This window comes from Halomonas salinarum, assembly GCF_012062845.1.
Taxonomy (GTDB): domain Bacteria; phylum Pseudomonadota; class Gammaproteobacteria; order Pseudomonadales; family Halomonadaceae; genus Onishia; species Onishia salinarum.
In genome coordinates this window covers 166,269-178,278 of record NZ_WWNB01000004.1, presented here as the reverse complement: position 1 = coordinate 178,278, position 12,010 = coordinate 166,269, and the positions used below count along the sequence as shown (strand labels likewise).

Genomic DNA, 12,010 nt, shown 5'->3' with positions numbered 1-12,010 from the left:
ACCGCGTGTCCGTTACTAGACGCGTTGCGCGCGGCCTGAGGCTGCTACCAGTTTCATCAACCGGGGGGCAATATCCTCAAGCGGCAGCACCTCATCGGCGGCCCCCAGAGCAATAGCCTCACGCGGCATGCCAAAGACGACGCAACTGGCTTCATCCTGAGCCACTGTCGCGGCACCAGCCTTGCGCATGGCCAAAAGGCCAGCGGCACCATCCTTGCCCATGCCGGTCAGCAGTACGCCGATGGCGTTGCGACCGGCCTGCTGGGCAGCAGAATCAAAAAGTACGTCCACCGACGGACGATGACGGTTGACCGGCGGGCCATCGTCGAGGCGCACCACATAGTTGGCACCGCTGCGGGCCAGCTTCAGGTGCTGGTCGCCGGGCGCAATATAGGCGTGTCCCGGCAGCACACGCTCACCGTCACTGGCCTCCTTGACGCGAATCCGACACAGCTTGTCGAGACGCTCGGCAAAGGAGCGCGTGAAGCCACCCGGCATGTGCTGAGTAATCAGAATGGCCGGGGCATTGGATGGCAGAGGCTCCAGGACATTGCGAATCGCCTCGGTGCCACCGGTCGAGGCGCCGATGATCAAGAGCTTTTCGCTGGACACCAATGGCGCCTGGAGTGTCTGGGGAGCCGGGCGATCCTTGGCGCGCGCCTGGCGAGGACGGGAGCGGGCAGCGGCGCGCAGTTTCTCGGCGATCAGGTCACCGTATTCCATCATCCCATTGCGGATGCCCATCGAAGGCTTGGCCAGAAAGTCCAGGGCACCAAGCTCCAGGGCCCGCAATGTCACCTCTGAACCGGACTGCGTAAGCGAGGAGACCATCAACACCGGCATGGGGCGCAAACGCATCAGACGCTCGAGAAAATCGAGGCCATCCATGCGCGGCATTTCCACGTCCAGGGTCAACACATCAGGGTTATGCTGCTTGATCAGATCGCGTGCCACGATAGGATCCGGCGCTACCGCCACTACTTCCATGTCCGGCTGGGCGTTGATGATTTCGCTGAGCAGGTCGCGTATCAGCGCCGAATCATCGACGCAAAGCACCTTGATCCTTGCTGAAGTCAAGGCAAATCTCCTATGTGAGGGGCCAACCGCGGAGAGAGACTCGCAGCAGGGCATCAATAGCTTTATCGGCCGCCACTGGGCGAGCTTTACCCCAGGGCCTGATATTTAGCGTTCCGGAAAGAGGAAAGAGCCTGACGCGTGAGGGCGCATCAGGGTCGGGCCGCCAGGGTGTAAACCGTTTGTCCACGCAGGCGAAACGCCTCGCTGATGTAGGAAAAATTCTCCGAATGCCCGGCAAACAGCAGCCCATCTGGCTTCAAGAGCGGCGCAAACCGCTGCAGAATTTTCGCCTGAGTCGATTTATCGAAATAAATCATCACGTTGCGACAGAAAATCGCATCGAAAGGCCCTTCAATGGGCCACCCCGGCGCCAGCAGGTTAAGTGACTTGTATTCTACCATGGAGGCCACCTCGGGCCGCACTCGAGCGAAGCCCGCACGCCGACCACTCCCCTTCTGGAAGAAACGCTTGATTCGCGCCTCATCCAGCTTGGTGACCTGCTCCATGGCATAAATGCCTTCCCGTGCACGCGCCAAGGCATCGGTATCGATGTCGGTCGCCACTACCTGCGCCTGATCGGCGCGGGTCCCCAATGCCTCACGCAGCGTCATGGCAATCGAATAGGGCTCCTCGCCGGTAGAGGCTGCTGCACTCCAGACCCTCACGCGATCCTTCCGATCAGCAACGTGTTTGGACAGCAGCGGGAAGTGGTGAGCTTCCCTGAAAAAGGCCGTGAGGTTGGTGGTCAGTGCATTCGTGAATGCCTCCCACTCTTTCGCCTCGGGCTGGCGCTCGAGGCGCGCCAGATAATCACCGAAATGGGTAAGGCCATGATGACGCAACCGCTTTGCCAGCCGGCTGTAGACCATCTCGCGCTTGTGCTCGGCGAGCACAATGCCGGCACGCTGGTAGATCAGCTCACGGATACGGGAGAAATCCTGTGCGGTGAGGACAAGGTCCCGGTCGGCCTGGGAGGTCGACCAACCTCCCGGACCGCTCATCTCTTGGGGAACATGACTGTTCAAAATTCCTCCCACTCGTCATTGACACTGGCCAACTGCCGGTCTTGATGTAGCGCACGCTGTCCTTGCTGACTCGGCTGCGATGCTGACCGCTCACCACGCCCTGCAGGCTGCTTGAGCGCCGGACTGCTGCCTTCCTTTTGAGGGCGGCTATTCACCGTCTCGGCACCTTCACCGCGCAGGCGGAAGGCGGCAATTGCCGTGCTCAGGTGACGGGTCTGCTGCTCAAGCTGGTAGGCCGCATGTGCCGAGGACTGCACCCGTGTAGCGTTTTGCTGCGTCACCTCATCCATTTGAGCAATGGCCTGATTGATCTGCGTAATACCGCTGCTCTGCTCCTCGGAAGCAGCCGTTATCTCACTCATGATGTCGTTGACACGGGTTGCCGCCGACACCACCTCCCCGATGGCAGTTTCTGCCGACTTGACCAGACCAGCACCGGTGTCGATCTCCTTGGCTGAACCGGAAATCAGATCGCGAATTTCCTTGGAGGCAGAGCTGCTGCGTCCCGCCAGGCTTCGCACTTCCTCGGCAACCACCGCGAAGCCTCGCCCATGCTCACCGGCGCGGGCAGCCTCAACAGACGCATTGAGTGCCAGGATATTGGTCTGGAAGGCGATGGAGTCGATGACGTCGATGATCTCGGTCATCTTGCGCGAACTCGCGGTAATACTCTCCATGGTGGTGACGACCTGATTCATCAGTTCGCCGGCATTTCCCACCTGTGTCGCATTGTCGACAGCCAGACTGCTGGCCTGACGGGCATTATCGGCGTTCTGCTGCACCGTGGTGGTCATCTCCTCCATGCTGGAGGCCGTTTCTTGCAGTGAAGCCGCCTGCTGTTCGGTGCGTGACGACAGATCTTCATTACCCTGGGCGATATCACGTGCCGCCGGCTCGACCACCTTCACACTGCCGTTGACGTCACTGACGATACTGCCGAGGCTCTTGCGCATGACATCTAGCGCCGCCATCAAACGGCCTGCCTCATCGTTACGATGTGCGGGTATGCTGGCGGCAAGGTTGCCCGCAGCGATCTGCAGGGTGAACTGCATCGACTCACGCAGCGGCTTGGTCAATGAACGCACCGTCAGGGCCCCGAGCAACAGGAGCAGCAGTAACCCGACACTGAGCAAGGCCCCCTGGAGAATGAGCATCTTTTGCTGATCCGCACTCGCTTGCTCAGCCAGGTTCGTGGCGGCCTCCTGCTTTTGCCCGACCAACTCGTTGATGGTGGCCGACAGTTCGGTGCCCTGGGGCTTCAGCACCTCATTGAAGGCGACATACGCTTGATAGAAGTCACCCGAGTCGAGGGCACTCACCGCGGTATTCATGCCTTCATCGATATAGGCATCGAGACCATCGGCGAACGACTGTTCAGCGTCGGTAATGTTGACACCATCACCGATGTAGCCCGCCCATGCCGTTTCAAGACTGGATATCAAGGTACCGACATCAGCCGAGAGACTCTCGACATCGGCAGACATGGGGTTACTGATAGGCCCATCGAGTCGATCCCGCCCTTGTGTCATCAACTGTTCAATCCGCTGCAGGCGCGCCACGTCTTCAAGACCATCCTGTTTGATCTCGAGAATGCGCTCACCGGCAACGTTGAGACCGAAAAGCCCCAGGCCACCACTGACCACCAGCAATACCATGGCGACACCGATCATGGTTGTCAGGCGAGAGCGCATGCTTGTCGGATTAATGCGGCGAAGTCGTCCCCATAGACCCCGTCGGCACAAAGCACCCCGTTCAAGCATCAGGTGCTTGCCACGCCCTTCACGGATCAGTGCATAGCTTTGATCGGCCTTTTCGATGGCTGCGCGGTCGGCCTTGACCCGCAGTGACGCATAGCCCACCACGTTGCCGTCTTCGATAATCGGCGTGACGCTGGCATTGACCCAGTAATGATCTCCACCCTTGCGCCGATTCTTGACAAGCCCCGACCAGCCCTCGCCTGCCTTGAGGGTCTCCCACATATTGGCGAAGGCTGCCGTCGGCATGTCGGGATGGCGAACAAGATTGTGCGGCGCCCCAATCAACTCTTCCTTGGAAAAACCACTGACTTCGATGAAGGCCGGGTTGGCATAGGTAATCCGCCCCTTGAGATCGGTCCTCGAAATCAGGAAGTCATCATCCTTGAGCTGATACTCCCGCTGCGTGACTGGTTGATTGTTGCGCATTATTCCCCCTTACGTAGGCCCCTAACGAGCCCCGGCAGACTTGATTGTTTTTTACATCAACCTCGCAAGCGCAACGCGAGGCGCGATACTTCACTTAGAAGGACGACCAGTCGTTTTCATCATGGGAGGACGAGCGGCGACCCGCTTGCTGTGACGTCCCGGCCTGCTTACCCATGAGCTGAGGCATCCAGCGGGCCAGCTGGGCATCATCATCGCTCTGCTGATGCGCCGTTGGCGTTTGCATAGGCGAGGGAGACGTCGAGGCTTCGTTTGACTGCTGTGCCAAGCGGAAAATGGCAACGGCAGACCGTAGCTCTTCCGCTTCTCGTTCCAGCTCGACTGTCGCATTCGCGGCCTGCTCGACCAGGGCGGCATTTTGCTGTGTCACCTGATCCATCTGAGCAACCGCCTGATTGACCTGACTGATGCCATTACTCTGCTCTACCGAGGCGGAGGCTATTTCGTCCATGATGTCGCTTACGCGCTGTACCGCTGCGACGATCGCCTCCATGGTCTGGCCGGCGCGATCCACCAGCGCCGTGCCGTTTTCGACACGCTCGACCGAGGCCTCTATCAAGCCGCGGATCTCCTTGGAAGCGGCACCACTGCGACCGGCAAGATTCCGGACTTCTTCAGCCACAACGGCAAATCCGCGTCCGTGTTCACCGGCACGCGCGGCCTCGACAGACGCATTGAGCGCTAGGATATTGGTCTGAAAGGCAATCGAATCGATCACCTTGATGATCTCGCTGACACGGTGGGAACTGTCGTTGATTTCGCGCATGGTGCCGACCACGTCATTCACCACCTCACCACCGCGACGCGCCGTCTGAGACGCTTCTCCGGCCAACTGACTGGCCTGGCGGGCATTATCGGCATTCTGGCTGACCGTGGAGGTCAGCTCCTCCATGCTTGACGCGGTTTCTTGTAGCGAGGCGGCCTGTTGTTCAGTGCGAGAGGAAAGGTCGGTGTTCCCCCGCGAGATTTCCTGAGCATGCTGATAGATCGTCTGACCGCCCTGGCGAACGGATCCTACGGTACTGCCGAGACTCTTCTGCATATGCGTCATCGCAGAAAAAAGGCGTCCAATCTCGTTGTCGCCCCGCTGCTCGACGTCTCCCGACAAGTCTCCCTTTGCCATGCGCTCAAAATGCCCGACGGCTCGCTCCAGCGGGCGGATGACATTCACCGTCACCCCCCATACCACTAGCAGCACGCTAACTAGCGTGACGACCAGCACCAGCAGAATACCAAGCTTCACCAACGCCACTTTTTCGGCCACCGACGCCGGATCGCTAACGGCATAGAGCCCCAGGGCACTGAGCAGCAAGATCAAACCGGAAAACATTCCCAGCACCAGTCCCCAGCTCACTCGCACCGTCATATTGTCGATAAACTTCACTGGAACCCCTTTCCTATTGTTGGCGAAGTCGATCAACTTTCGCCGTCCTTGACCGGGCACCGTTACCGACAGCAGCAACCGATGTCCCACTCGCGTTCGTCAGGGCGAGATGATGTTGTGTCTTTTGGTAATAAAATTTGCCGTACTTCTTTTTATGTCTTGAATGGCCCGACCTGAGTCGACAACTGCCATCCAGAGCTATTGCGGCACATAAAAACCTATCGGCCGCCAAAGGTGGAGCTTTAATCAAAAGCTTTAAGACATGACCTGCATCAAAAAAAATCGCCCGACAGTAGCCGGGCGATTCAAGGGGCGTTACTAGAGGCCTTACCAGGGATTGTCAGGCGCCGACGGTATCGACCAACGCCATTTCATCACTGGTCAACAGCTTGTCGATATCAACCAGCACCAGCATGCGATCTTCAAGGCTACCCAGACCGCTCAAATAATCAGAAGAGAGCGTGACGCCAAACTCGGGCGCCGGCTTGATCTGCTCAGGCGTGAGTGTCATGACATCCGATACGCCATCCACGACAATGCCAACGACCCGATCACCGACATTGACGACAATAACTACTGTTTGACCGCCATACTCGACGTTATCCAGGTGGAACTTGATGCGCAGATCGACGATCGGCACGATCACACCGCGAAGGTTTGTGACTCCCTTGATGAAGTCCGGCGCATTGGCGATGCGCGTGACGTTCTCGTAGCCACGAATTTCCTGCACCTTGAGGATATCGATGGCATATTCTTCCTCACCCAGCGAGAACACTAGGAATTCGCGGCTATGCGCTTCTACGGCGGCCGCACTGGCGGCATTCAGGTCGGTCATGATGCTTCTACCTCCTTGGCAGGCGTGTTCTGACGACGGGCGCTCTGCGCCTCTCTCTTGGTACGACTCAGGCGATGCAAATCGGTGACATCAAGGATCAAGGCCACGCTACCATCACCAAGAATAGTGGCCGCCGATACACCGGGCACCTTGCGATAGTTGGTTTCCAGGTTCTTGACGACCACCTGTTGCTGACCGATCAGGTCATCGACCAGCAGGGCATAGCGCCGACCTTCGCTTTGAACAATCACGGCAATGCACTTGGTCATCTCGGTATTGGCACCGGCAACGTCCAGCGCCTGATGCACGGCAACAACGGGCAAGTACTCGTCCCGCACCTTCATGACCACGTCATCGCCGGCCATGGCAAAGAGATCCTCCTTGCGCGGCTGTAGCGACTCAAGCACGGTGCCGAGAGGCAATATGAACATTTCCTCACCGACCCTGATCGACATGCCATCAAGGATCGCGAGTGTCAGCGGCAGTACGATGCGCGTGTTTGTCCCCTGCCCCATTTTTGACTTGATCTCGACGTGCCCACCCATGGCCTGAATATTGCGCTTGACCACGTCCATGCCGACGCCCCGCCCGGACACATCACTGACCTCATCCGCTGTCGAGAATCCGGGGGCAAAAATCAGCTGCCACACCTCGTCATCGCTCATGCTGTCGGACGTTTGAATCCCGCTGGACTGCGCCTTGGCCAACAGTTTTTCGCGATTCAGACCGGCGCCATCATCGATCACTTCAATCAGGATATTACCGCCCTGGTGTTGTGCTGAAAGCGTCAAGCGACCGGTACGTGACTTGCCCGCCGCTTCGCGCTTATCCGGGGATTCAATACCATGATCCAGGCTATTGCGCACCAGATGGGTCAGCGGGTCGATGATGCGCTCGGTGAGGCTCTTGTCGAGCTCAGTGGACTCACCCTCGGTGACCAGCTCGACATCTTTATCGAGCTTGGCAGCAAGATCACGCACCAACCGCGGGAAGCGGCTGAACACGTAATCCATTGGCACCATGCGAATCGACATCACTGCTTCTTGCAGATCGCGGGCATTGCGTTGCAAAAGGCTCATGCCCGTCACCAGAGCACCGCCCTGAGTGGTTTCCATTTCGCTGACCGTCTGGTCCAGCATCGATTGCGTAATGATCAGTTCACCCACCAGATTGATGATCTGGTCGACCTTGTTGACCGGCACACGGATCGAGGACTCACCGCTAGCGCCGGCCTTGGGTTTCGGCTTGGCAGGTGCCTTGGCTTCAGGTTGGCTCGCAGCAGGCGCTGACTCGGCCTTGGCGGGCTTATCCGCCGACTGAGCGGGGGCTTCCGGCGCCGCAGCAGGTGCCGAAGCTTGCTGCTGAGCATCGCCACCGACTGCCGATTCGCCTGCCGCAGAGCCGCCTGCCGCAGGAACGCCTGCCGCACGTATCTCGAGTTGGTCGGGTTCGATAATGAAGCACATCACCATCTCGATATCGTCACTACTGGTCGATGTCTCCAACAGCACCTCATACCGAGCAACATCACCGCTACGCTCGATGACCTCACCGAAGTTGGCCAACTCTTCAACTAGTAGCTCTCTGTCTTTCTCGGCGATACCCAGCAAGGCGATGCTCAAACGGCCTTCTGCTCCGCTTTCATCACCTCCCGCCGATGCTTTCTCCGCGGGCGCTGGCGATGCGGCGGCAGGAGCATCCGTCGATGACGGGCCTGCGCCAGGCGCATCATCATCGACCTTCTTGCCAATCTCATCGAGGGCGAGCTGCTTCAGGGTCTGGCAGATCCGCTCAAAGGCAGCCGGATCGGGTTCAGTACCCTGCCGATAGGCGTCAAGTTGATCGTGCAGCATATCCTTGGTTTCCAGAAAGGTGTTGACGATATCTCTGCGTAACGCCAACTCACCGTGGCGCGTGTAGTCGAGCAGGTTCTCGAGCAAATGCGTCGTGTGCTGGAGAACATCAAATCCGAAGGTGCCCGCCCCCCCCTTGATGGAATGGGCCGCACGAAAAATCGCATTCAGCTGCTCAGCGTCAGGCGCGTCGACATCAAGCTCAAGCAGATGCCGTTCCATGTCACCCAGCAGTTCTTCGGCTTCCTCGAAGAATGTTTCATAAAATTCACTGATATCCATGCTCGTCCCCGAACTGATCATCTAACGAGCCGACCGGGATCATTGCCCGCCCAGCGTCTCGCGAATGCCTTCTACGAATTCTTCAGCAGGCAAGTCGTCACTCGGCGACATCGCCGATGGCACCTCGAATCTTTCTCCACGCGACCCTTGCGTACGAATGTGATCGGCAATCTCTTGATACAACACCACCAGGGCAATGCGTCGATTTATCGCATCACCGGGCTCACTATCCGGAATCGGCACTTGATCCCCCATCCCCGCCACTCGGAGTAGATGGTCAGGCTCGAGCCCTCCGGCGATTAACTCTCGCCGTGAGGCATTGGCGCGATCCGACGATAATTCCCAATTGCTATAGCCCTGAAGCCCGCCCACATAGCGCAGGTTATCGGTGTGGCCACTAATGCTGATGGGGTTTGATACCTCATTGAGAAGCGGCGCCAACGTGCGCAGCAAACGCCGCATGTAGGGCGCAACCTGATCGCTACCCAACTCGAACATGGGGCGCTTGTCGGTATCGATAAGCTGGATACGCAGGCCTTCGCGCGTCATGTCGAAGCGAAGCTGGTTGCGCAAATCACGCAACACGGGATCGGCCTGGACGGCATTCTCGATCCGGCGACGCAACTCTCTGAGCCGCTGCGGCACGTTGCTTGGCCGTGAATCAACACGCCGATCGATACGCTCTCGCTCACCCTCGATAGAGGTAGGGTCTGGCCCACCTCCAGGAATGACATTGGGGCTGCTGGCCTGCTTCTCGCCGCCGGCAATAGCCGTCAACAGCGGCGTGCTGAAGTACTCTGCGACGCCTTGACGCTGCTGAGGCGTCGCGGACGAGAGAATCCACAACACAAGGAAAAGCGCCATCAAGGCCGTCATGAAGTCAGCGAGGGCAATTTTCCAGCTGCCGCCATGATGTCTGTGAACCACCTTCTTGCGCCGGATGATGATAGGGGGACCCTTGGTACTCATGCGCCTCCCGTACCGGTAGCCTTGGCCGAGCGCACATGTTCTTCGAGTTCAGCGAAACCCGGTCGCTCATCGCTATGCAGCGCCTTGCGACCAAACTCCACTGCAAGCTGCGGGGCATAGCCATTGAGGCTGGCAAGCAACGTCACGCGAATGCACTGAAGCATCTTGACGCCTTCCTGCACCTGACGATCAATGCGGCTCGCTAACGGGTTGAAAAACCCATAGCCGAGCAGGATGCCGAGGAAGGTGCCGACCAGGGCATGGGCGATCATGACCCCCATTTGTTCCGGGCCAGCATCAGCAGAACTCAAGGCCTTCACGACCCCCATTACCGCCGCCACGATGCCGAATGCCGGCAGGCCATCACCGACTTTTGCCAAGGCGTCGGCTGGAATGTGCGCCTCGTGCTCGAAGGCTTCGATCTCATGAAGCATCAGCTCATCCAGCTGATGAGGATCCATGCCACCACTGACCATCAAACGCAGGTAGTCCGTGATGAACCCCATGATCATGGCGTCATTGATGACCTTGGGGTGGTCAGAAAAAATCGGGCTATCTTCGGGCGAGTCTATGTCACGCTCGATGCCCAGCATGCCTTCGCGGCGCACCTTGGTGAGCAGCTTGTACATCACCGCCATGACCTCCATGTAGGTCTGCTTGTCGTACTTGGCGGTGCGTTTGAGCTTGGAGAAACTCTTGATGGTGGCCTTCATTGCCTTGCCGTTATTGGCAGCGACGAAAGCACCAAAGGCGCCGCCGCAGATCATCAAGATCTCGGTTGGCTGATAGAGAGGGCCCAGCTTACCGCCGGCCAGGGCAAAACCGCCGAAAACCGACAGCGTCACAATGATGAATCCGAGGGGTATAAACACTGGCTGTGTCCTTCACTTCGGCGAATGGCGTCTAAAACCACTATCGGCAATATTCGCCAGGCCTTGAGGGTCAAGGAGCAAAAACCAGCGGGTTGCGCCATCTGGCCGCAACGAAATGCCCCGACCAATGGGCCGGGGCATCAGTAAGTAAGGCTAGGTATCACAGCATGGAGAGCACCCAAGAGCGCTGCAATACGTCGTTTCGATATACCGTTTCGCGACGTGCAGTGCTAGTGAGAAGCCGACACACAGCTCTCACCGCTGGCCTGGGCGATACGCTTGCGTGTCTTGCCAGCGCGAGAGGGTGGCTGGCAGATACCGCATACGAACTCTTGGGCCGGGGTATGGGCATGGGCCACAAAGTGCCCCTTGCAGGCCGTGCAGGTGGCAAGCTCGAGCAGTTCGCTCTCAAAGAAACGCACCAGCGTCCAGGCCCGGGTCAGCCCTAGAGCAGGCTCAACACCATCAATACTGATCTGCTCCAGGTACAGCCGGTACGCCTTGACGAAGGCCTCCATACGATCACAGTGACAATCTACGCGTAGCCGCTGATAGGAATTGTAGAAGAGTGATGAATGAATATTAGGTAGCCAAGTAATAAACCAGTCCGTCGAGAACGGCAACATGCCTTTAGGGGGCGACATACCCCTTACTTCCTTGTAAAGCCTGATCAAGCGTCCGCGACTTAAGTTCGTCTCGGTTTCCAGCACCTGGAGGCGAGCGCCGAGCTCGATAAGCTCAACCGCCATCTGGACTTGCTGCATCTCCATCACTAGGCTTTTTTCGCTCATGCCATGCCCCCAGATTGCCCGGCTGATGTAGTCTCAGCCTGCGACAGCAACATCGACGTATGGGTCTGCGCAAGCCCGTGTTCCCGCCGCTGCTGAACCAAGGCCTGCAGTTGATCGGCATCATTGAGGCTTAGCTGACACAACAACTGATTGGTGCGAGACAGCTGGCCGAGCTGGCGCGCCGACAGCGAGACGAGAAGATCCGCCATCTCCTCATCGACCTTGAGCCGAAACATCGCCATTGAGCGGTCATCAGCCAGCAAGCGCTGCGCTAACAGTAAATACGAAAGGTTCAAGTCCTGGATTTCATCCAGTAACTGCTGATTAATCATGCCGGCCCCTGCAATTATTTGGAATTATTAATAAACCATGACAATACCTGACATCATCTGTCGGCTTTTATAATTAGACGTCTGGTCTTTATGCAGGCCATTTTTAGTGCTTTAGGATTACTTTTGCAACCAGCGTCTGATGCTTCCATGGCAAGCGTTACAAAGGGTGATACGAAAGAAATACGGCAGGAAGTGGCCGTAAATTAAGCATTCAGCCATCTCCAGTCGCTGAAAGGCGACGGCAAAGCGCCTTGATAATCTCCATCTGAAACAAAAATTTTCAGGAAGTTACACGAATGCCTGCCTATTTGTTAACCAAAGGGCATGAAACGCATCGACAGAAAGGTGCACAGCACAGCAGAAGGCGCGCCAACAATGGACGACAGTAG

General features: G+C 57.8%; 10 protein-coding genes. All 10 read right to left on the bottom strand.

From position 1 onward, the window contains the following. Positions 1–15: 15 nt before the first annotated feature. Entirely contained in the window at positions 16–1,077 is a 1,062-nt protein-coding gene (locus tag HF027_RS05030) for a protein-glutamate methylesterase/protein-glutamine glutaminase (RefSeq protein ID WP_136255294.1), read from the bottom strand. Between the two features lie 149 nt (positions 1,078–1,226). Further along, positions 1,227–2,078 (bottom strand): CheR family methyltransferase, encoded by an 852-nt coding sequence (locus tag HF027_RS05025; protein WP_136255451.1) that lies wholly within the window; start codon positions 2,076–2,078, stop codon positions 1,227–1,229. A gap of 20 nt (positions 2,079–2,098) precedes the next feature. Continuing rightward, on the bottom strand, positions 2,099–4,285 hold the full coding sequence (locus HF027_RS05020) for a methyl-accepting chemotaxis protein (RefSeq protein WP_168013472.1): 2,187 nt from the start codon (positions 4,283–4,285) through the stop codon (positions 2,099–2,101). Between the two features lie 94 nt (positions 4,286–4,379). Then, positions 4,380–5,687: a methyl-accepting chemotaxis protein gene (locus HF027_RS05015; RefSeq protein ID WP_245184526.1), complete on the bottom strand. Its 1,308-nt coding sequence runs from the start codon at positions 5,685–5,687 to the stop codon at positions 4,380–4,382. Between the two features lie 340 nt (positions 5,688–6,027). Next, on the bottom strand, positions 6,028–6,522 hold the full coding sequence (gene cheW, locus HF027_RS05010) for a chemotaxis protein CheW (protein ID WP_168013471.1): 495 nt from the start codon (positions 6,520–6,522) through the stop codon (positions 6,028–6,030). Next, positions 6,519–8,657, bottom strand: a complete 2,139-nt coding sequence (gene cheA / locus HF027_RS05005) for a chemotaxis protein CheA (RefSeq protein WP_168013470.1) — start codon at positions 8,655–8,657, stop codon at positions 6,519–6,521. Before cheA ends, cheW begins: the two co-directional genes overlap by 4 nt. A 39-nt stretch (positions 8,658–8,696) precedes the next feature. Continuing rightward, the gene (gene motB / locus HF027_RS05000) at positions 8,697–9,626 is read right to left on the bottom strand and encodes a flagellar motor protein MotB (protein WP_168013469.1); all 930 of its coding nucleotides are present in this window, start codon (positions 9,624–9,626) and stop codon (positions 8,697–8,699) included. Beyond that, positions 9,623–10,498, bottom strand: coding sequence for a flagellar motor stator protein MotA (motA, locus tag HF027_RS04995; protein ID WP_168013468.1), 876 nt, complete (start codon positions 10,496–10,498; stop codon positions 9,623–9,625). Before motA ends, motB begins: the two co-directional genes overlap by 4 nt. A gap of 230 nt (positions 10,499–10,728) precedes the next feature. Continuing rightward, on the bottom strand, positions 10,729–11,289 hold the full coding sequence (gene flhC / locus HF027_RS04990) for a flagellar transcriptional regulator FlhC (protein WP_168013466.1): 561 nt from the start codon (positions 11,287–11,289) through the stop codon (positions 10,729–10,731). After that, positions 11,286–11,621: a flagellar transcriptional regulator FlhD gene (flhD, locus tag HF027_RS04985; RefSeq protein WP_168013464.1), complete on the bottom strand. Its 336-nt coding sequence runs from the start codon at positions 11,619–11,621 to the stop codon at positions 11,286–11,288. The genes flhC and flhD overlap by 4 nt, the downstream gene beginning before the upstream one ends. Positions 11,622–12,010 lie beyond the last annotated feature (389 nt).

Excerpts from the sequence above, each read along its gene's own strand:
- flhC (WP_168013466.1), bottom strand. The coding sequence starts at position 11,289 with ATGAGCGAAAAAAGCCTAGTGATGGAGATGCAGCAAGTCCAGATGGCG.
- HF027_RS05025 (WP_136255451.1), bottom strand. The coding sequence starts at position 2,078 with ATGAGCGGTCCGGGAGGTTGGTCGACCTCCCAGGCCGACCGGGACCTT.
- flhD (WP_168013464.1), bottom strand. The coding sequence starts at position 11,621 with ATGATTAATCAGCAGTTACTGGATGAAATCCAGGACTTGAACCTTTCG.
- cheA (WP_168013470.1), bottom strand. The coding sequence starts at position 8,657 with ATGGATATCAGTGAATTTTATGAAACATTCTTCGAGGAAGCCGAAGAA.
- motB (WP_168013469.1), bottom strand. The coding sequence starts at position 9,626 with ATGAGTACCAAGGGTCCCCCTATCATCATCCGGCGCAAGAAGGTGGTT.
- HF027_RS05020 (WP_168013472.1), bottom strand. The coding sequence starts at position 4,285 with ATGCGCAACAATCAACCAGTCACGCAGCGGGAGTATCAGCTCAAGGAT.
- cheW (WP_168013471.1), bottom strand. The coding sequence starts at position 6,522 with ATGACCGACCTGAATGCCGCCAGTGCGGCCGCCGTAGAAGCGCATAGC.